Below are 19995 nucleotides of genomic sequence, written 5' to 3'. Positions count from 1 at the left end.
GATGGAACAGCAGATGAGAAAACAGAAGCGATGTATGGGGTATGTGGCTGTCGTGGTCGATGACTACGATCGTGCAATTGAGTATTACACCGATAAGCTGGGCTTTACCCTGATTGAGGACACGCCGCAGCCGGGTAAGCGCTGGGTCGTGGTGACGCCGGACCCTGACAGCGACTGTGCTATTCTTCTTGCCCGCGCGTCGAACGACCGGCAGGAAGGCTTTATCGGCAACCAGTGCGGCGGACGGGTTTTTCTGTTCCTGCAGACCGACGACTTCTGGCGCGACTACAATGCTATGAAGGCAAAAGGCGTCCACTTCTGTCAGGAGCCGCGCGAGGAAGAATACGGAATGGTTGTCGTGTTTGAGGACATCTATGGCAATCGCTGGGACCTTTACCAGAACAGGCAGACCTGAAACTCTGTCACGACAGTGTCCCGGATTTAGGGGAAGCCTTACAGGCGTAAACCCTGTCGGATCAGGCCCGCAGAGAGCGCTTCTGAACAATATACTGAACTGTCTGACCTCAGTGCAGCGGTCGCTGCACTGAGGTCTCCCCTGGATAGAGGCCGTACGGTCCGGGTTAACCACACAGCGTCATGATATAAAATCCGGCCGCCGTCATGGCCAGCGAACCCAGCACGTGTATCAGCACCGAGGCGGCTGCCCAGGCATAGCTGCCTGACTGCAGCAGGGCAAAAACCTCAGTTGAGAATGTGGAGAAGGTCGTCATTCCGCCACACAGCCCGGTGGTAATGAGCAGCCGCCAGGCCGGATCGAGGCCGGGATGGCGCAGAAAATACGCCAGCGCCGCCCCGATGATAAATCCACCCAGCAGGTTGACCAGCAGCGTCCCCGGCGGCAGGTCCGGAAAAAGCGCGTTCAGGCGTGCGCCCAGTTGCCAGCGGATAACACACCCTAAAGCACCGCCGGTGATGACGGCAAAAAGCTGATTCACGTTCATTCCTTTTTTTTAATATTCAGAACATAACGGCACACGACCTGTGCGGCCGTATCCATTTCATATACAACCGGCACGCCGGTCGGGATGTGCAGCTGTGCCACGCTGTCGTGGGGCATGCCGTTCAGAAAGGCGGTCAGGGCGCGCAGCATGTTGCCGTGCGCCACAATCAGAACGGTACTTCCGCAGCGCAGCTGTGGCACCACAACGTGGTGCCAGTATGGCATGACGCGACGCAGGGTCATTTCCAGGCTTTCCGTTGCAGGCAGGTCGGCCAGCGCAACGCGGCGATAGCGCAGATCCCGACGCAGCTGCGCCGGAGCCTCCGCGTCTGCGGGCGGAATGCCGCTGAAGCTTTTGCGCCATAGCCGGACGGTCTCTTCCCCCATCATCCGGGCAGCGTCGTCCTTGTTCAGCCCCTGCAGCGCACCGTAGTGGCGCTCGTTCAGTCGCCAGCTCTTTTCCACGGGCGTCCAGCTTCGGTCAAGACGGTCCAGCACCCGCCAGACCGTGTGAACGCAGCGTGTCATCACCGAGGTGAAGACACGGTCGGGCATAAGGCCCACTGCCCGCAGCGCGTCACCGGCTCGGTCGGCCTCCTGCCGCCCCCTGACCGTCAGCGGCACGTCCGTCCAGCCGGTAAAACGGTTTTCCCGGTTCCACTGGCTTTCGCCGTGCCGCAGGAGGATCAGCGTTGCAGGGGCCACAGGCATTCCTTCTTTGCCGGACGGGGACCGTCCGGCGGATGTGTTACGTGCGGCGCACAAACGCATGAAGCCCCGCGTAGTGCGCGTCCTCACCCAGCGCCTGCTCAATGCGCATCAGCTGGTTGTACTTTTCCACGCGTTCGCCGCGGCACGGCGCGCCGGTTTTCAGGTGTCCCGCGCGCAGGGCCACCGTCAGATCGGCAAGGAACGTGTCCGTGGTTTCCCCGCTGCGGTGAGACATGAACGCACCCCAGCCGTGCCGCTGGCAGAGAGCCACGGCGTCCAGCGTTTCGCTGAGCGAGCCTATCTGATTGAGCTTGATCAGCGCGGCGCTGGCGAGGTTTTCGTCAATGCCGCGCTGGATGTACTTCACGTTGGTTACAAACAGGTCGTCACCAACCAGCTCGGCCCTGCCCGCAAGCTGCTGGTGCAGATGCTTCCAGCCCGCCCAGTCGTCCTCGGCCAGGCCGTCTTCCAGCAGGATGACCGGAAACTGGTCCATCAGCTCGCCGTAGTATGCCGTCATTTCCGCCGCGCTCAGCGCGCTGCCCTCGGTGCGCAGATGATACTGACCGTCAGCGAAAAACTCACTTGAGGCAGGGTCCATGCAGATGCTGATGTCCTCTCCGGGCCTGTATCCCGCCTTCTCAATCGCCTGTACGATAAACGCCAGCGGGTCACGGTTCGACGACACGGCGGGCGCAAAACCGCCTTCGTCGCCCACTGCCGCTGAGAGTTTTTTGTCCAGCAGGATCTGGCGCAGCGCCTGGTAGACCTCGCTGCCCTGACGCACGGCCTCGCGCAGCGTGGGTGCCCCGTGTGGCGCTATCATGAACTCCTGGAAGTCCGCGCCCTGACCGCGGGCGTGCACGCCGCCGTTGATGATGTTCATGCACGGCACGGGCAGCAGATTCGCCTGCAGGCCCCCCAGGTAGCGCCACAGCGGCTCGTGCGAGGCCTGTGCCGCCAGCCGGGCCACCGCCAGCGATACGCCCAGAATGGCATTGGCACCCAGGCGACTCTTGTTCTCCGTGCCGTCCAGCATCAGCATGATGTTGTCCAGCTGCCGCTGCTCGCGCACGTCCAGGCCGCGCACGGCTTCGCAGATTTCCGTATTAACCGCCCTGACGGCATCCAGCACGCCTTTGCCGCCAAAACGTTGTGCGTCACCGTCGCGGCGCTCTGCGGCCTCGCGCGACCCGGTGCTGGCCCCGGAAGGCACCGAGGCGCGTGCCATCATCCCGTCCGGGGTCCGGGCCTCAACTTCAACGGTGGGGTTGCCGCGAGAGTCAAGAATTTCCCGGGCGGTCACGTTATCCAGTGTAAAATGCATAGCGTTTCTCCCGGTTTAGTCATTCAGGTGAGTAATAAGCACATCCACCGTGAGGTGGTTGATGTATTCCGCCGAGCGGGACGTCAGCATTCCCATAAAGCGGTTGCGGTGCCCGGCAAGCACGAGGTCCACGCCCAGCTCATTGATGCACTTCTCCACGTCCTCAAAGCGGCGCATGGTCACCAGCTCCCGAGTGTCTACCGCCTCAGGCACGGAGGCCGCCAGCTCGCTCATAAACGCTTTGGCTTTCAGGACCTCTTCCGACACGACGTCGTCCATCAGGCTGTCGGACACGTAGTTCATTTCCCGGTAGTCGTCGCTGATGTGGGCCAGGGTGATTTTCATGCCGAGCGGCTGCGCCAGCGCGACCGCCCGTTTCAGCAGGAGGGTGCCGTCGTCTTTGTCGTTCACAAGTATCAGTGCGTGGGTGTAGCAGGTCATAATGAACTCCCGTTCTGGTTAAGGCGGGACTCAAGCCACGGCAGAAGCTGTTTTTTGCGGCTGAGCATGCCCGGTACGGAGCAGGAGGCCGCGTTAACGCTCTCCCGCCCGGCGAAGTAAAGCGTTGAAAACCCGGCGCGAATGTCGGTCAACATCAGCACCGTCAGCCCGGCACCCGACTGGTCCGCCAGATACGCCAGGGCAGCGAGCAGGTCGTCCATCACGGGGGCAACCTGTGTCGGTGAGCTGACCTCAATCTGGGCAATGCGCACGTCGGTGCCGGCAATGACGAAGGCCTTGAGATCCCTGCCCAGCAGCTGCTGGGCGCTGAGGCCGCTGACGTCCGTTTTGGCGGTGAGGAGGTCACGGGCGAAGGCTCTGCGGTTTACGCCGGACAGCACGCCCAGTTCGGTCGCCGAACGGATATCGTCTTCGGTGGTGGTCGGCGAGCGAAGATTCACGGTGTCACTCAGGAGTGCGCCCAGCAGAAGCACGGCGAGCGTCGGGGGCAGCGTGCGGCGCGCTTCAGCGTCCATCAGCAGCCAGAGCAGCGTGGCGCTGCTGCCAACCGGGCGGATATGCACCTCCGGCGGCAGTTGCGTTATCAGCCCGCCCAGCCGGTGGTGGTCAGTGATGCCCACGACGTTGCTCCGGAGCAGGTCGTCAGGCCCCTGCGCCGGCTCGGTGAAATCGACCAGCCACACCCGTTCATCCTGCAGCGGAATAGCGAGCAGCGGCGGCAGCGTAAGACCGGCGGTGTCAAAGATAAAGCGGGTTTCCCGGTTAGCCTCGCCGAGACGCCATGCGCGGGCGTCCATGCCGCGCCCGGTCAGCCAGTGAGCGGTGACGACCGCCGTGCAGATGGCGTCGCTGTCAGGATTGATGTGGCCAAAAACGTGTATCAAGGGTCTCTCCCCGTAAAGGGAAGTACGCAGGCCGGGAGGAAAGTAAGGACGGCCTGACGTACCTCCTGAAAATCAAGAGTCACATCAGGCGTCATCAGCTCCGGAACGGAGCGGTTGGGAAAGGTGGAACGCCATCACCCTGTACTCTGAGTATAGAGCCAGACGGAAAGCCTGTCAGTATTATTCTGCTGGCACCCTCAGCCCGCCAGCGCAGCGCGTGCCTCGCGGAGCACCCGGCGGATGTTTTCCGGCACCGCCGGGCTTGTGCAAAGTGAAAGCGGACTGGGGTGAGGCATCTTCAGCACCGTGACGCCGGGGCACTGATGACTGACCGTCCCGCGGGCCTGAGCCGCTACGGCACCGGCCAGCACCACCACGCGCAGCGCGGGCAGATACGCCAGCACGTCCTCAAGCCAGGCGCAGCCGCTGCGGATGTCCGCCGCTGAGGGCCGTTTCTGCGGCCCGTCGCTGACCCAGGGCACCGTATTCCACAGCACGCTGTCCCGGCGCGCAATACCGGCTTCCGCCAGAAACCGCCCCAGGTTCTGCTGGGCCGGCCCCGGGTTATCCCGCGACACAAACCGGGGTGACGGGCTGCTGCGCGCCGGCGACTGCAGCAGGACGAGCAGTCCGGCCCCGGTCCCGCCGTCGGCCGGATCAAACCACGGCAGCTCCACGCCGTGCTGACGCAGCCCGCTGACCCAGCGATTCAGCGCGGCCACGTGCGGCGCGGTGACTGCCGCGAGGCGTTCCTCGCGTAAAAACGGGTCCAGCAGCGACGTGCAGGTTTCACTCACGGCTTCCGGTCCAGGCCTGCCAGACAGGGGGAAACAAACAGTTTCCCGCTCCATGCCCCGCGCACCGTCTTCACCGCGACCAGCAGCCACATGGCGGCCAGCATGACGACAAGAAGCGCACCGAAGCCTTTAAAGAACGCCAGGTCAACGAGGGTGGACAGCTTCAGCGTGGCGACCGTGTACACGCCCAGCGGGAAGGTAAAGCCCCACCATCCCAGATTGAACGGAATGCCTTCACGGAAGTATCGCACGGTTATCAGCGTGGCCAGCAGCATCCACCACAGGCCGCAGCCCCAGAAGAGAATGCCGGCAACGAACCCCACGCCTTGCGCGATATGACCGATTTCCGGCATGCCCGCCGCGGCAAACACCCCGGGCGCATCTCCGCCGATGACCAGCATCCCCAGCGAGCCGGTACCAATCGGCCCCAGTGCCAGCCAGCTTGAGGCCGCCATGCTTTCGTGTGGTAGCTTGTGCAGCGCCATACGCAGCAGCAGGATGGCGAGGATGCTCAGCGCCACCGGCACCGAGTACGCCCACAGCACGTAGCTGGTAATAATGATGCCGAGCTGCGCGTGGGGGTCGGCAATGTGCGGTGCCAGCAGGCCGCCACTGACTGCCGCAACCTCGGCGGCCACGACCGGCAGTAACCAGACGGCGGTCATCTGGTCAATGCTGTGCTGCTGCCGGGTAAACATCATGTAGGGAATACACACGCCACACAGCAGCGACATCGCCACGTCCAGCCACCACAGGGCGTGCGCTACGGGAATGACGTCAGCCCCCCACCGGGGGAGGCCAAACGCCAGCAGCCCGTTGATGATGGTGGCCATGCCCATCGGGATGGTGCCGAAGAACATGGACACCGTTGAATGGCCAAAGATGCGCTTTGCCTCACCGAAGTACATCACCCAGCGGGCCAGATACATCACGGCAAAGACGCTGAACAGGAAGATGTTAAACATCCAGAGTCCCTCGGCGACGAGGCGTAATCCCGGAACCGGCCAGGGGAACTGCGCCAGAGACAGAGACAGGATACCGGTCCCCATGGTCGCGGCGAACCAGTTAGGCGTGAACTGACGTATAGCCTCTTTCGGGCTGCTCAGCGCGCTCAGCGGGCGCGCTCCGTTATGCAGGGTAAATATTTTATCGTTCATGCCGTAATCTCCTGAGTAGACAGAAAGAGTATAGGCACGTCGGGTTAAATCTTTAAAACAGGTTATTCAGTTAAAATAAACCAGTAAAAGTGGTTAGACTCTCCCACTCCGGGAAGGACCGTCACACCGCCGGAGTGAGGGAAGGACTGAATCAGGCCTGCGGCGGGCTTTTAATCGTGGCCGTGACGCGGTTCTGTTTCAGGTCAACGACCGCAATGCTGAGGTCTTTATTCAGCACCCACGCGCGGGCACCGTCTTTGCTGAAAACGATGGCCTGACGGGGCGCATCCAGTCCGGTAACGGTGGAGACCACCTTACCGGCGGCGGTATCAATAACGGAGAGGCTGTTGTCGCCCAGGTTGCCGCTGTAAACATAGCGGTTATCCGGCGTCAGGGCGGCACCGTAAGGATCCTGCCCCACGGGAATGGTTGCCGTAATGGCGAGCTTCTGCGTGTCAACCACGGCGATGGTGTTGCTGCCGCTGTTAGCCGCGTACAGTGTGCGGCCGTCGGCGCTGACTGAAATGGCGCGCAGCTTGCTGAAGCCTGTTATCTCGCCGCGAATCTCGCCCGTTACGGCGTCAACCAGGGTAATTTTATCGCCCTTAAAGTTAGTGACGTAGACGGTTTTGCCGTCCGGGCTGATTTTTATGCCCTGACGGGGCTGGGCAAAACCCGTCACGACCGCAACGGGCCGGTTGTGCGTCAGGTCATACACCGAGAGCGTGCTGGCGGCCTCGTTATTCACATACAGGCGCTGACCGTCACGGCTGATAGCTGTGCCGAATGCCCCGGGCCCCAGCGGCAGCGAGGTCTCCACGTCAAGCGTCCCGGTGCTGATTTTTCTGACCACGCCGAGGCTGCTGTCTGAAAGATATACGGCCTTCCCGTCGGGGGAGAAAAGCGCATTGCGGGGCGTGACGTATCCCTTAAGCACCTTTCTGACTTTCCCGGCAGCCAGGTCGTAGACCACCACCTCAGAGCGCTCACTGTAGGACGCCACCGCCGTTTTCTCATCGGGACTGACAGCAAGGGAATTGTTGTGGATATCGCCGTCAAACGTCCAGCGTTCCTCTGCGGCACCGGCGAGGGTGCTGATAAGAAGAAACGCCACCGCGGTCAGTCCCGGGATCCTGTATTTTTTTATCATCATTTTTCCTGCATTGGGGTGGGTAAGGGATAAGACTCATTGCCCGATTGAGGGCTTCAGAGTAAGCGTGGCAGATTAAATCCTGGCGGGGAAATCGATTTTCCGACTATGTCTTACCACCCTCAACCTTCCCCCCTGTCAGTAAGCATACTGAGGTAGTTCAAGGCTGAATAATTCCTGTTCAGAAAATAAACTTCAGAGGAATGGTAACTGATTTTTTTTGTTTAAATTGCATTCCACATAAACGCCTCGATGTCGAACAGGGTAATGAGCGTTTTAGAGGCTCTGTCACCTCGCGTGGAACAGTATTCGATTGATGAGATGTTTCTGGACGTACGCGGAATCGATTTTTGCACGGATTTCGAGACGTTTGGCCGCGAAGTCCGGCGCAGTGTGCGTGAACATACCGGCCTTACGGTCGGGGTCGGTATAGGTAAAACCAAAACGCTTGCAAAATCAGCCCAGTGGAGCAGCAAGGAATGGCCCCAGTTTGGCGGCGTGCTGGCCGTCACATCGCACGTCCGGGCTGAGAAGATGCTGGCCCGCCAGCCCGTTGAGGAGGTCTGGGGAGTCGGCAGACGCATTGCCAAAAAACTGAACACTATGGGAATTACAACCGCACTGGAGCTCTCCCGCGCCAATCCTGCAATGATCCGTAAACACTTCAGCGTGGTACTGGAGCGAACGGTGCGCGAGCTGAACGGCGAGAGCTGTATCAGTCTGGAAGAGGCACAGCCGGCGAAGCAGCAGATCGTCTGCTCCCGTTCGTTTGGCGAAAGGGTCACCGAATATGAACACATGAGGCAGGCAATCTGTCAGCATGCCGAACGTGCGGCCGTTAAATTGAGAGGGGAAAAGCAATACTGCAGACAGGTTTGTGCATTCATAAAAACCTCTCCTTTTTCGCCCGGGGAGACCTACTACGGTAACGTGGCTTCAGAGACACTGATGTCGCCCAGTCAGGATTCCAGAGACATTATTGAAGCTGCGATGAGAGCACTAGATCGGGTGTGGATAAGTGGCCATCGCTACGCGAAAGCAGGCGTTATGCTGAACGACTTCACCCCCTCAGGTGTAGCCCAGCTCAACCTTTTTGACGAAGTTCAACCCAGAGCTAACAGTAAGCCTCTGATGCAGGTGATAGATCATATTAATCAGACCGGGATGGGGAATATCTGGTTTGCCGGCCGAGGAATAGCGCCGGCCTGGCAGATGAAGCGAGAGATGCTTTCACCAGCCTATACTACACGCTGGAGTGATATTCCTGTCGCCAGGATTTAGACAATCCGTATATGATGATTATTCGAAAATTTCTATGGAATGAATATGATGACAAATCCTTTAAGCTGGGAGAACTGGAGCAAGGTTTATTTAAACAAGAAAAAAAATAAAAGGGCCTCACTTGAACGGTGGGGGCTACGAAATCTTCATTCTGTGGAAAATCTTGATCACATTGTATCTGAAGTTAAAAAGACATACTTAAATAACAACCCTCATGTCAAAGTCAGCGCAAACTCAGTTTGGATTGATGGGACACCTCAGGCAGAATTTACAGTTAGCCATTACAAGCGTGTGTATAACAATTCATCCTCAATCAGCGGCAATGCTACACAGCCAAACTTTAAATTTTACAAGAATGAAGTCCTGAATTGTGAACTGGCAGACCTTTTGTTTATTTTCAATGAATTCAATAGCCAAAATAGTTCTAAAAGAGTACGCGCCGTTTTGTTACAGGGTAAGTGCTCAGATAAAGATAATTTGTTACCCAATGGGCCTTCAACAGAGAAAGAAAGGAAGCTACTTGAATCAGTTAACCGGAATGAAAAACTGACATTATATCCTGGTACAAAAGCGTCTGGTAAGGATATAGGGTCTTACACGTTGGGGGGCAATGCGCCAGGACTGGCTGATTGCGCTAAGTACCTAATGATGCCGAAATATGAAACGTGGAGCTATAACACGCCTAACTATGTTGATCCGTACGTAATAGGTTGGCCAGTAAACTCATCAAATAAAAGTCTCGGTACAACAACAAATTACCTAGAGGCAATCATCAAAGAAATGCTCAAACATGGGACGATGGGAAGGGATGTTCAAATTCGAAATGGTGCCATAGACAGGAGCTGCGCATGGTCAAGGATGATTGATGATTTGCTGACAAGTTACGATGGAGTAACAATGAAAGGCTACGAGAATCAAAAAAGGGTGTATACATCATCCGGACATGCACCTGACTACATCAACAGCCTCGGCTTGATGATAAATCATCAGCAATGGCTTACGTATTTGGACCAACTTGAATTCGAATGCTTGGTTACAAATAAAGACTTTGAAACTCTTGAGTGGATTGAACGTCAATATTATTTCCACATGAGACGAATGGATTATTGCATTAGGAATAACGTACCTTTTTGGTCCGGCCCTGTCATTTCTACGATAGTAGTTAACATTGACTATCATGAAGGTGAATTTTTACGAGATTAATTTAGCAACTGGCAAAAAATAAAAACCCCGTATCTACGGGGTTTCGCGTTTGTCCTGTTCGGGTGCCCATTCGAGTCCGCATTTATCGCAGGACCATTTTTCGTTTGGATTTTTCCTGATGCCATAGAAATTTCAAAAGGGACATGTTTTTGGCTTATACACTATTTTCCATCCTCTTTCTGGTAAACAGGGTCAGTGCCACGCGGAAACTTCAAGGCTTCATTTCTGTAGTGCTGCAGTCTTTGTCTGAAGTATTCCTGAAGCTCTTCCGATTGTTGTCTCTCGACTTCCGAAGGAATCACCGGCAGATTCATACGCTCTTTATAAGCTACCCCTGATGCGGCCAGATCCACGTTGACCTTATCCCGCTCTTCTTTGCTTTTTGCTGCTATGTTGTGTGACATATGAAGCCCTCCCTGGCAGAAGTATATCAGCTACTGTGTTAAGTTCCGCATCCATCGCTGAAAGCGTTTATGGACCCCCCTAAGCGTCAGCAGCAAGCTGCCGACGCCAAGGCCCCGAAAATCACGCCCTTCACTTCGCAGGCACCGTGAAGCCCGCTCACTGGGTTTAAAAAGGAAGCCAGCAGTTAAAATGCCGGCTCCAACTTTCATGGTCAGTATTGAGGCCTGATGAAAATTCAGGCCAAACGTCTGCTTTGTGCCAAAAGCGGACGTTGCTTGCATCATGAAATGTTAGTTTACCGGGAGCAGGTCAGCGCCTCTATGCAGCTAACCCCGCATCTAATGATTTTCTGCATATCGCCATTTTCAAATTTGAAGTCTGATTTATGAAACTGCGTAGTAAGAGATTTGACTGAATGGCCGGATGGCGCGGGTGCAGAACAGCGCCCCAGGGGGAAGGTGTAACGCGCCGTCCGGCACGAGAGGAATTATGAAGGCCATCTGCAATAGAAACAACTTTAAAGATGAACGCGTTGCAGGTTGCATAACGGATGTTATGAGCGTAGCTCATATGGGCAATTGGGGGGTAATGCCAAATATTTCAACAGGCGTTTAATTAGTCCACCGGGCCTTTAAGTGCAAAAGTATAGCTTTATCATGGTTTTAAATGAGATAAGCCATCCCTGAAGATGGCTTATCAAATGCAAATACAGACGCAGTTTTGTAAAAATGTTGCCGCATTAAATGGCACACAACCAAAGTATTTGAACCAATTATACAGCGTTTGTGCGGAATACGCTGACAGCATCCCTCAGGCTTGCGGCCCGGCTTGCAAGTTCATCAGCAGATGATGCAGACTCTTCAACCAGTACGGCATTCTGCTGCGTAACCTGATCCATCTGTGTCACCGCAATATTTATCTGAGATATGCCCGCACTTTGTTCTTCAGAAGAAGATGCAATCTCTCTGACTAATTGAGATGTTTGCTCAATAGCTTCCACGCTTTGCTTAACTTTTTCACCGGCATCCCGGGCCATCGAAATTCCCTGTTCGGCATGCTCAACTGACTGCTCAATCAGTCCTTTGATCTCCTTCGCCGCTCCAGCCGATCGCTGTGCCAGTGCCCTGACTTCAGATGCAACAACAGCAAAGCCCTTGCCGTGCTCACCTGCCCGGGCAGCTTCAACGGCTGCATTTAAAGCAAGAATATTCGTCTGAAACGCTATCCCGTCAATAACGGAGATGATTTCTTTAATCTGCCCCGCACTGTTGCTTATTTTTTCCATTGAATCCAGTACTGACTCCATCGCCTCACCGCCTCTTAAGGCCGCACTGGTAGCGGAGTTGGCCATTTCAGCAGCATGGCGCGTGTTATCTGCATTATTGCCGATAATTGACGATAACTGCTCCATACTGGCCGCAGTCTCAGCCAGAGAGGCTGCCTGTTGTTCAGTTCGCGCAGAAAGATCACCATTTCCGCGAGCAATTTCTTCAGATGAGGTAGCGATAGTGGCAGCGTTGCTTTTGATGTTTTCAACCGTAAGTGTAAGTCTTTGACTCATTTGCAGTAATGCCTTGAGCAGCCCGGCAGTTTCATTACGTCCTGTCACCGTAAATGTTGACGTAAGGTCACCACCTGCGACTTCAAGCGCCAGCTTTGATGCTACATTGACAGGTCTGGTAACGGAGCGAATGATAACCAGAGCGAAAATTACTGCCAACAGGACGATAAAAACAAGAACGGTCAGTAGTGCATATTGTGCATACCGGTGTTCCTTAATCTGCCCATTCAGCATTTCATTCAGTTCATTACCTCCGGCAATGGCGTAGTCGCTGAATTTGTTAATAGCGTGCGTAAAGAGCGCTGCATAGTCCTTCGGGTTCTGATTCGTCATGCTCCGGTTAATGAAAATCGCTTCAGCGGTTTTGAGAGCACTTTTTGCCTCCTCAACGGCTGCATCTGCATTTGCGCTAAATTTTTGCTTAAGTGTGTTATCAGATAAAAATAGTTTTTCAGAATCCTGAGCAAATAAATTCAGGTTATACGAACCATTACTGATTAAAGACTCCATACGGACAGAGTCTGCTTCACTTATGGTTTCATTTCGGGCAAGAAGTGACGTGCCGAATGCACGTATTTTCCCAAGGCTTTCGGTTAGCTCAGGCAATGATGAAAAATTACTCGTAATTAAACGGTACGTGTTGATATCTGAATCAAGTGAAAGGCCGTAAAAATCCAGCACATCACGGTTCGCGTTCAAAAGGTTGCGGATGAGGAGGGCATGCGCATCAAGGCTGGCTGTCAGAGTCAGTTGTGAAGAATCGATTCTCTGCTGTAGCTGGCTCCACTGTGTGCGCACATCATTGATTTTGCTGATTATGGCAGCGCTGCCTTCTGTCTTGGCCATATCTTTGGTAATAACATCAGTGATGTTTTCAATTTCATCTCTGACCTGAACGCGGGACGGTGTTGCTGGATTTTTGGTTGCAATGGCAAGGGCGGTTTCTGCACGATGGCGCTGTATCAAATTGAGCAGGGCTAAAATCTTATTTTCTACGGGTACACCTGTTACCTCTCGTTGCTTATCCTGAATGTATTTATTACCTTCGGACACAAAAAGCATGGTAGGAACTGAGAACAGAACAAGGGAAAACAGGCCCAGAATGGCAAATTTGGCGGTAAGACTTATATTGTTTAGAATCTTATTCATTTATAATTCCTGGTGAATTAGTTCGTTATAGTGACAATTGCAAAAGATACATTTGCAAAGCACCTTAACCTTTTTATCGGTTATTCCTTCATTAACTTTATACCGCATTGTTGATTTACTGCTTTACGGAATAAACTTTTAGTAACGTTAAATAAAGCACTTAAGCTAAATAATCATTTTTTCTCGGGATGAAGTTCTGTTCGCAGCGGCATTAGCCATTGCTGGATTTTCATCTGAGAATTTTTACTGAGATTTGAATGAGTCGGCTGAACTAAATGCGGTTCGCGCACATGTATTATTAATATGTCGCCGAAGGACGTTGTCTCGGGGGTGTAAGGTGAAGCAAAACTATCTGACCTGGCAGGCGCTTTGATCGCTGCGAGTGACCTGCTCCCCGTTGATTCACTCATAACGCTATTAGCAATGTCCGCTTCTCGCTCATTGCAGTCCTTGAGCTTTCCTAAACTGCTGCGTGCCAAAAGCAGACCTCATTTGAGGGAGATTAAAATTAAAAAATGAAAGCACGGTTAGGGATGTTTTCATGGTATCCGACTGACAACGAATTTAATTAACCTTACCAGCAATCCGATCAAATAAGACCTCAGGATCTATAGTTTTAGTTCTGGTGCGCATCAGCGAAAGTTGTCTGAAGTGCGGGCTGCCATGCGCAATAACAGGCAAAAGTGCAGCGCCAGTTGCAGGGGCCATAGCCCCAAGGCGCGCACTTTCTAACCGCGACGTGTCTCTTGTTTTTCGGGCAGAGACAGAAGGAAGTAACGGATAGGTGCGATCAACCAGCGAGGAAAACAGTGCTGAAGGAAGATAGCCCCCAATCAAAATTTTCTGCGGATCGAACATGTTTTCAATGACTGAAATAAGGATACGTAACCGCTTACTGTTGCATTCCAGCCATGACATCAGATGACTGTCTCGTTGAACGTACAATTTTTCAAGATAGCCGGGCTTTTCTACCGCATTCAGGTCAACGTTCAACGTGGTTGCCAGTTCCTCTAATGAGAAAGGGGGAATATCGCGGGGGCACTTCGTTAACTCAGGTGGCCAGCAGATCATCCCAATCTCACCCGCATTGTTAAACGCCCCCTGAAACGGCAGACCGTCGATAATGATTCCGGCACCCAGTCCGTGACCGACGAAGATATAGACGTAATGCGTCAGTCCACTGGCTGCCCCCGCATGGCGTTCTGCTATCGCAGCGGCAGTCGCATCATTCTCAACAATAACCGGTATCCCACAGCGCGCTTCAAGCCTGTCGGCGACGGGAATCTGGCTCCACGACTGCCAACCCGGTGCACCAACGTACTCCTCGTATCCGGCCTCCTGCAGGGTCGGCATCGCGATGCCGGTTCCCCACACAGGTATCCCCTCACACTTCAGCGTCAGATCGGCAATGACGTGGGCGATGGTGTCAAGGCTCGCTTCAGGATTATTCCACTCCATTGGCGCGTGCAGGCTGGCTAACGCATTTGCGGCAAGGTCACAGGCGACAGCAGTAATCCCCTTCCGATCAAGATGTATTCCTAAAGCACAACCTGCCCGATGGTTAAGCCGCAACAACTTTTGCGGGGCACCGCGTCGGTGTTGCAGGCGCCCTTCCTCACTGACCAGCCCACGCTCAAGCAAATCCTTTGTGATGTTGGTAATCGTTTGAGGCTGGAGTCCTGTTGCGTTGACCAGGTCCGATCGCGACAGCACACCAGCAGTACGGATCAGATCAAAAACCAGCCTGCGATTATAGCGGCCTGAAAAGGCATGGTTATTACCCGGGTATGCCACAATACTCTCGCCTTTGTTAAATCCATTAAATGGATAATAGGATGGAGAGCCTAATCACGTCCAGCGCTCAATTTTAAAAAAAATCGATTTTTGTCATAAAAAAATCATAAAAGCCCCGTTTAATTGCCCACAATCACAATTTAATTAAACCATTAACTGGATTTAAATGCAGGAGTGTGCCGACAATGAGTAAGGTGTTTTATTCCCTGGTTGCGTTGACCGTCAGCGCGTTATTAATGACGGGCACCGCCAGTTCTTCTGAGTTGGTGATTTACACGGCTCACGGTGAAACGACGACATCACCTGTCCTTGAGATGTTTAAAAAAGTGCATCCGGAAATTAACGTCACACTGGTCAGAGGCGGTACTGGCGAAGTGGTCGAAAGGCTGCGCGCCGAAGCCGGCAACCCTTCAGCCGATCTCCTGTGGGGCGGACCCACACAGATTTACGATGAAAATGCGGCTCTGTTCCAGCCTTATGAGAGCAAAACAGACAGTGCAATGGTCACCGCAGATCCACGTCATATCTGGCATCCTTTTACCCTTCTTCTGCAACCCATCATCGTGAGTACGAAACGTGTCCCTTCAACGGAAATGCCGTCCTCGCAGGCCGATATGGTGACAGGAAAATGGCGAAAACAGGGGACATTGATCATCCCCGATCCGGCCCGTTCGGGAACCGGTTATACCCTGATATCGGCGCTTGCCGGACAGTTTGGTTGGCCGTTTATCAGCAATCTGGTCAAAGGTGCACGGATCGCAGCAGGCTCCGATGATGCCTTCAACGCCGTCCGTGATGGCGAAGCCGCTGCAGGCTGGATAAACGAAGATTTGGGCGCTAAATGGAAAGCCAACGGACTGCCGGTCAGCATTGTTTATCCCACTGATGCGGTGACCGGTCAGATTGATGCACAGGCTGTCGTTCAGGGCGCTCCTCATCCCGACCAGGCCAAACTGTTTATCGACTTTCTCGGACAGAAAGACACCCATGAAAAAGTCAGGGATCTCACGATACGTCGTTCAGCCCGCTCAGATGTCGCGCCTCCCGCAGCGCTTCCCGATCTGAGCACGCTCAACATTATCTCGCCACAGGATCCTAAACAGGTTGTCGTCGCACGTTTTCAGGCGGCGTTACCAAAATGAAAGGGCTTCGTGATTCATGGCGCTGGTTCACCGTCCTTATGCTGCTGTTCTGTGGAATAACCATCCTCTGGCCTCAGGCTCGCCTGCTCAGCGCATCATTGCTGAGCGACAGTGGCAAATTTACCCTTGTGAGTCGGGCTGGAGGGCTTGACGCCGTTCCGGAAATGACACGCGACTATACGCTGAACACGGATAAGGATGGCGTAACGGTGACAAAACGTGGCGATGAACCACTGCGTTTTGTCGCCTCGGGCACAAATAAAATAGTGATTCACAGTACATCGCCGCTCAGCGTTACCTCTGCAAGCCGCGGAGAAATGCATTTAGGCGTGGGCAGCGACACTTTACTCCTGACTCAGCAAGCGCCGCGAAGCCTTTTCAGTCGAACAGCGGCAAAATCGCTGACGGCTACCTTGCAGCCAGACGGAACAGTCATTCTCGGGCACGCGACGAATGCGTTTATCACAGCAGAAAATCCGACGCTGACCTATACGCTCAGCCATTATTTTGCCTTTTTTGCCACCAGTGAAACGCTGCACGCTACCCTGAACAGCCTGATGATTTCCTTTTTTGCCACGACGCTCGCCGCGTTAATTGGCGTTTCGCTGGCCTATATGATCGCGCGCTTCAGAATTGCAGGCGCCAACGCGCTTGTTTTCATGGTGACAATGGCATCGGTTTCTCCCCCTTTCCTTGGTGCCTATGCCTGGCGGCTTCTGCTGGGACGCAACGGGATTGTGACGACGTTGCTGGACCTGCAGACGTCAATTGTGGGCATTTATGGGGTCATTTGGGTCATCACCTGGCTGGTTTTTCCGGTTATATTTCTGCTCAGTTACAGCGCCTTTCGGCAACTGGATGCGTCCCATATTGAGGCAGCTGAGTCCCTGGGCGCATCCCCCTTACGTGCCCGTCTGACAGTGGAGATTCCGTTAGCCATGCCGGGAATCGTGACAGGGCTCTATCTGGCGATGATGGCGGCCCTGTCAGACTTCGGCACACCGCGCATCATTGGTCTTGATTTGAATGTCTTACCTGTACTGATCTATAACGCGTTTCTGAGTGAAGCGGGAAGAAACCCTGCACTGGCGGCCACGGGTTCAGTGGTTCTGGTCGCGATTTCCAGCCTTTTTCTCATGATGCAGCAGCTCTATCTTTCACGTCGTGGCTATGCTGCCGTTTCATCACGGCGTCCCGAACAACGCGAACTCTCCCGTGCAGGTCACTGCCTGACCCTTTTTCTGAGCGGCTGTGTTCTGCTGCTGGCCTTTGTCCCGCACATCACTGTGCTGGTTACAAGCTTTGTTAAATGGCGTGTGGGCCTGCCAACGCTGACGCCCACGCTGGCTAACTATGTAACCATGTGGCAAAACGGGTTGATGCCCGCATGGGTCACGCTGTCACTGGGTCTTTCGGGCACGCTGGTTGCCTTTTCCGGGGGACTGGGCGTGGCTTACGTTCTGGTGCGTAAACGCTACACATTCCTTGCGCCTTCGCTTAGCGGTCTTGTCATGTTGCCTTATGTTATTCCCGGAACCGTGCTGGGCATCGGGATGATCCTGATTTTCAATCAGGCACCTCTGCAGCTCACCGGGACGTGGTTTATTCTGGCACTGGCTTATGTCGTCCGAAACCTGCCCTTTACAGTTAAAGCGTCTGAAGCCGCACTCCGCCAGGTTCATCCTGCTCTCGACGAAGCCGCAATCAGTTTAGGTGCCAGACCCGCTCGCGTTTTTCTGACCATCACGGCCCCGCTAATGCTGGCCGGGGCACTCACCGGTGCGACGCTGACGTTTTTACATATCGTCACTGAACTGTCTTCGACAATCGTCCTCTATCGTCCGCCCTGGAAGCCCATGACGGCCGTAATATTTGAAAACACGCTGGTCGATGCCGATTTTGGCATTTCTGCAGCCCAGACGATTTTTCTGATGCTGATTATCTATGTGCCACTTTATGCCGTTGTCCGCTACGGGCAGTCGGAGAGGAACAATTATGTCTGACATTCATCACGACGCAGCATCGCGGCGAGGCTGTGAGGTGACTATTCAGTCTGTGTCAAAACGCTATAGCACGCATCTTGTTCTGGATGATGTCTCAATGACGATCCGACCGGGTGAGTTTTTTACGTTGCTGGGCCCGTCAGGCTGCGGTAAAACGACCTTACTTCGTTCAGTGGCTGGCTTTCACGCGATTAACAGCGGCCACATCTTATTTGACGGCGTCGACGTGTCAACACGCGCCCCCTGGGACAGAAATATCGGTTTTGTCTTCCAGAACTACGCGCTGTGGCCCAATAAAACCATCTTCGATAACGTGGCTTACGGACTTAAGTTACGGAAAATAAGTAGAGAAGACATTCAAAAACGGGTTCGCCTTGCACTGGCTCAGGTGCAGCTTCGCCATGTGGAAGACCGCTATCCGGCTGAAATGAGCGGCGGCATGCAGCAGCGCATCGCAATGGCCCGCGCACTTGTTATCGATCCGCCACTGTTGTTACTGGATGAGCCGATGTCCAACCTTGACGCAAAACTCCGCGTCTCGTTAAGGCAGGAACTGCGTGAATTACAGCAGCGCATCGGTGTGACCGCTATTTATGTCACACACGATCAGGAAGAGGCGTTGGCGCTGTCTGACCGCATTGCCGTGATGAAGGGAGGAAAAGTCGATCAGCTCGCCTGCCCGGAAGCGGTCTATTCCCGTCCCGAAACGCGCTTTGTGGCAGACTTTGTCGGTCAGGCCAACTTTATCGACGGCGTACTGGAAGACCAGGGCTTCAGACCGGATGACGGTCCTTTTTTAAACATCATCGATCCGTCACGCAGAGGACGAGCAACCTTTTTCGTGCGTCCCGAAAGCGTTCACTTTTGTGAGCCGGGCACTGGCGCCTGCGACGTCACCGTCACGGATGTACGTTATATTGGCCGCGCATGGGTTCACACCTTGTCATTCAGCCCCCTGCACAGCCTCTCAGCTGAAGCCAGCGCACCTCTGCCGCGCGGCAAGCGAGTTGGCATTACGTTTGGCAACCCACGTTTTATGAAGGAGGAGGCATGACAAAAAATGACCTCGACAGACCTCGCCTTCTGCTGGCGGCGAAACGCGCAGCCCGGGCAGGCGGTGCTGAGCTGGTTAAGCGCTTTGGCAGTCTGGAAGACACCGACATCAGTAAGAAAGGCACCGCAGATTATGCTTCTGCCGCCGATCTGGCTGCAGAAAGCATCATCTTTTCGCGTCTTAACGAAGACGCGCCGGGTTTTGGTTTCCTGGGAGAAGAAACGGGGTTTACCCGCGGCCACCATTCGCAATACTGGGTCGTCGACCCGCTGGATGGCACCAGCAATTTTATCTGGGGTATCCCTTACTTTGCGGTCAGCATTGCGCTCTGCGATGACGAGGGGGAAATACTGGGCGTTGTATACGATCCGCTTCGGGAAGAGTGCTTTACCGCCATCAGAGGTCACGGTGCCCGCCTGGATGGTATGCCGCTTCCGGATTTGACGGCGAAAACACCGGCTGAAGCACTGTGCTCAGTCTCGCTGCCCGTTCCAGGCCAGTTAAAGGTGATTGACCGGGCGGTGCTGTTTAACGGCCTGGCGCGGCTTATGGCTGAAAGCGCAGGCGTCCGGCGACTGGGTTCGGCGGCGCTCGATCTTGCCTATGTCGCGTCAGGCAGACTGGACGCGTTTTTTGAGGACGGGTTGAGTTATTACGATATCGCCGCAGGAAAATTGATTGCCCAGGAGAACGGCATTCAGGTCAGGCAATTTTCTGGCGAAGAAGCCCGTGAAGGTTCGGTGGTAGCAGCGCGTCCTGAACTTTATGACTGGTTCCATCAACGCTTTTCATAACCCCTCAGTGAGCTATATCTACATGCATATATGAAATGCGCACAGGCCAGATGTGTCAGCCCATAGCTTTTAAAACTATTGAGCACCACAGACCTCAAGTATGCATGTCAGTAGGGTTCGTTTTAACTTCTGACCCGACTTTGACCGGTGTCGCACATAA

At 54.4% G+C, this 19995-nt stretch carries 17 protein-coding genes, 1 pseudogene and 1 riboswitch; of the genes and pseudogenes, 7 read left to right on the top strand and 11 right to left on the bottom strand.

The annotated features are described in order from the left end of the window. Positions 1-13: 13 nt before the first annotated feature. Entirely contained in the window at positions 14-415 is a 402-nt protein-coding gene (locus tag PAGR_RS19570; protein ID WP_014606795.1) for a VOC family protein, read from the top strand. A 166-nt stretch (positions 416-581) separates the two neighbouring features. On the opposite strand, the gene crcB is transcribed toward PAGR_RS19570, so the two are convergent. The 8 genes from crcB to PAGR_RS19530 form a co-directional block, all read right to left on the bottom strand. After that, complete coding sequence (gene crcB, locus PAGR_RS19565; protein WP_014606794.1) at positions 582-962, bottom strand: fluoride efflux transporter CrcB; 381 nt, start codon at positions 960-962, stop codon at positions 582-584. Beyond that, positions 959-1666 carry a 2,3-bisphosphoglycerate-dependent phosphoglycerate mutase gene (locus PAGR_RS19560; protein WP_014606793.1) on the bottom strand — a complete coding sequence of 236 codons (708 nt, stop codon included), beginning with the start codon at positions 1664-1666 and terminating at the stop codon, positions 959-961. The genes crcB and PAGR_RS19560 overlap by 4 nt, the downstream gene beginning before the upstream one ends. 43 nt (positions 1667-1709) lie before the next feature. Then, a complete protein-coding gene (eno, locus tag PAGR_RS19555) occupies positions 1710-2999 on the bottom strand; it encodes a phosphopyruvate hydratase (protein WP_014606792.1) in 1290 nt (429 codons plus the stop codon). 15 nt (positions 3000-3014) lie between these two features. Next, a complete protein-coding gene (locus tag PAGR_RS19550) occupies positions 3015-3440 on the bottom strand; it encodes a universal stress protein (protein ID WP_014606791.1) in 426 nt (141 codons plus the stop codon). Continuing rightward, positions 3437-4345, bottom strand: a complete 909-nt coding sequence (locus tag PAGR_RS19545) for a DHHA2 domain-containing protein (protein ID WP_014606790.1) — start codon at positions 4343-4345, stop codon at positions 3437-3439. The genes PAGR_RS19550 and PAGR_RS19545 overlap by 4 nt, the downstream gene beginning before the upstream one ends. A 78-nt stretch (positions 4346-4423) precedes the next feature. Next, positions 4424-4493: riboswitch (Fluoride riboswitch) on the bottom strand. 49 nt (positions 4494-4542) lie between these two features. Then, positions 4543-5142 carry a uracil-DNA glycosylase family protein gene (locus tag PAGR_RS19540; protein WP_014606789.1) on the bottom strand — a complete coding sequence of 200 codons (600 nt, stop codon included), beginning with the start codon at positions 5140-5142 and terminating at the stop codon, positions 4543-4545. Then, a complete protein-coding gene (locus PAGR_RS19535; RefSeq protein ID WP_014606788.1) occupies positions 5139-6299 on the bottom strand; it encodes a TDT family transporter in 1161 nt (386 codons plus the stop codon). The genes PAGR_RS19540 and PAGR_RS19535 overlap by 4 nt, the downstream gene beginning before the upstream one ends. A 151-nt stretch (positions 6300-6450) precedes the next feature. Then, positions 6451-7449 (bottom strand): YncE family protein, encoded by a 999-nt coding sequence (locus PAGR_RS19530; protein WP_014606787.1) that lies wholly within the window; start codon positions 7447-7449, stop codon positions 6451-6453. A 228-nt stretch (positions 7450-7677) separates the two neighbouring features. On the opposite strand from PAGR_RS19530, the pseudogene umuC reads away from it, so the two are divergent. Continuing rightward, a pseudogene (gene umuC, locus PAGR_RS19525) lies at positions 7678-8730 on the top strand (translesion error-prone DNA polymerase V subunit UmuC); the annotation flags it as partial. A gap of 45 nt (positions 8731-8775) precedes the next feature. After that, the gene (locus PAGR_RS19520; protein WP_014606785.1) at positions 8776-9933 is read left to right on the top strand and encodes a hypothetical protein; all 1158 of its coding nucleotides are present in this window, start codon (positions 8776-8778) and stop codon (positions 9931-9933) included. A gap of 161 nt (positions 9934-10094) precedes the next feature. Here PAGR_RS19520 and PAGR_RS19515 read toward each other — a convergent pair whose 3' ends face one another. From PAGR_RS19515 to PAGR_RS19500, 3 genes are all read right to left on the bottom strand, one after another. Next, positions 10095-10337, bottom strand: a complete 243-nt coding sequence (locus PAGR_RS19515) for a DNA polymerase III subunit theta (RefSeq protein WP_014606784.1) — start codon at positions 10335-10337, stop codon at positions 10095-10097. 773 nt (positions 10338-11110) lie between these two features. Next, positions 11111-13048 (bottom strand): methyl-accepting chemotaxis protein, encoded by a 1938-nt coding sequence (locus tag PAGR_RS19505; protein ID WP_014606782.1) that lies wholly within the window; start codon positions 13046-13048, stop codon positions 11111-11113. Positions 13049-13612: 564 nt separating this feature from the next. Beyond that, on the bottom strand, positions 13613-14842 hold the full coding sequence (locus PAGR_RS19500; protein ID WP_014606780.1) for an ROK family transcriptional regulator: 1230 nt from the start codon (positions 14840-14842) through the stop codon (positions 13613-13615). Between the two features lie 185 nt (positions 14843-15027). On the opposite strand from PAGR_RS19500, the gene PAGR_RS19495 reads away from it, so the two are divergent. From PAGR_RS19495 to PAGR_RS19480, 4 genes are read left to right on the top strand one after another with little or no spacing between them, the layout of a single operon-like run. Further along, positions 15028-15984: an extracellular solute-binding protein gene (locus PAGR_RS19495; protein WP_014606779.1), complete on the top strand. Its 957-nt coding sequence runs from the start codon at positions 15028-15030 to the stop codon at positions 15982-15984. Beyond that, the gene (locus PAGR_RS19490) at positions 15981-17987 is read left to right on the top strand and encodes an ABC transporter permease (protein ID WP_014606778.1); all 2007 of its coding nucleotides are present in this window, start codon (positions 15981-15983) and stop codon (positions 17985-17987) included. The genes PAGR_RS19495 and PAGR_RS19490 overlap by 4 nt, the downstream gene beginning before the upstream one ends. Then, on the top strand, positions 17980-19041 hold the full coding sequence (locus PAGR_RS19485) for an ABC transporter ATP-binding protein (RefSeq protein WP_014606777.1): 1062 nt from the start codon (positions 17980-17982) through the stop codon (positions 19039-19041). The genes PAGR_RS19490 and PAGR_RS19485 overlap by 8 nt, the downstream gene beginning before the upstream one ends. Continuing rightward, positions 19038-19835 carry an inositol monophosphatase family protein gene (locus tag PAGR_RS19480; protein WP_014606776.1) on the top strand — a complete coding sequence of 266 codons (798 nt, stop codon included), beginning with the start codon at positions 19038-19040 and terminating at the stop codon, positions 19833-19835. The genes PAGR_RS19485 and PAGR_RS19480 overlap by 4 nt, the downstream gene beginning before the upstream one ends. The last annotated feature ends 160 nt before the right edge of the window (positions 19836-19995 follow it).

Origin of the sequence: Pantoea ananatis PA13 (assembly GCF_000233595.1) — a bacterium.
Taxonomy (GTDB): Bacteria; Pseudomonadota; Gammaproteobacteria; order Enterobacterales; family Enterobacteriaceae; genus Pantoea; species Pantoea ananatis.
Note: the sequence above shows the minus strand (reverse complement) of the source record. Positions and strands in the feature narration are given on the sequence as shown.

Coding starts and splice junctions, on each gene's coding strand:
- PAGR_RS19535 (WP_014606788.1), bottom strand. CDS start 6,299: ATGAACGATAAAATATTTACCCTGCATAACGGAGCGCGCCCGCTGAGC.
- PAGR_RS19495 (WP_014606779.1), top strand. CDS start 15,028: ATGAGTAAGGTGTTTTATTCCCTGGTTGCGTTGACCGTCAGCGCGTTA.
- PAGR_RS19550 (WP_014606791.1), bottom strand. CDS start 3,440: ATGACCTGCTACACCCACGCACTGATACTTGTGAACGACAAAGACGAC.
- PAGR_RS19515 (WP_014606784.1), bottom strand. CDS start 10,337: ATGTCACACAACATAGCAGCAAAAAGCAAAGAAGAGCGGGATAAGGTC.
- PAGR_RS19505 (WP_014606782.1), bottom strand. CDS start 13,048: ATGAATAAGATTCTAAACAATATAAGTCTTACCGCCAAATTTGCCATT.
- eno (WP_014606792.1), bottom strand. CDS start 2,999: ATGCATTTTACACTGGATAACGTGACCGCCCGGGAAATTCTTGACTCT.
- PAGR_RS19490 (WP_014606778.1), top strand. CDS start 15,981: ATGAAAGGGCTTCGTGATTCATGGCGCTGGTTCACCGTCCTTATGCTG.
- PAGR_RS19480 (WP_014606776.1), top strand. CDS start 19,038: ATGACAAAAAATGACCTCGACAGACCTCGCCTTCTGCTGGCGGCGAAA.
- PAGR_RS19485 (WP_014606777.1), top strand. CDS start 17,980: ATGTCTGACATTCATCACGACGCAGCATCGCGGCGAGGCTGTGAGGTG.
- PAGR_RS19530 (WP_014606787.1), bottom strand. CDS start 7,449: ATGATAAAAAAATACAGGATCCCGGGACTGACCGCGGTGGCGTTTCTT.
- crcB (WP_014606794.1), bottom strand. CDS start 962: ATGAACGTGAATCAGCTTTTTGCCGTCATCACCGGCGGTGCTTTAGGG.
- PAGR_RS19570 (WP_014606795.1), top strand. CDS start 14: ATGAGAAAACAGAAGCGATGTATGGGGTATGTGGCTGTCGTGGTCGAT.
- PAGR_RS19520 (WP_014606785.1), top strand. CDS start 8,776: ATGATGACAAATCCTTTAAGCTGGGAGAACTGGAGCAAGGTTTATTTA.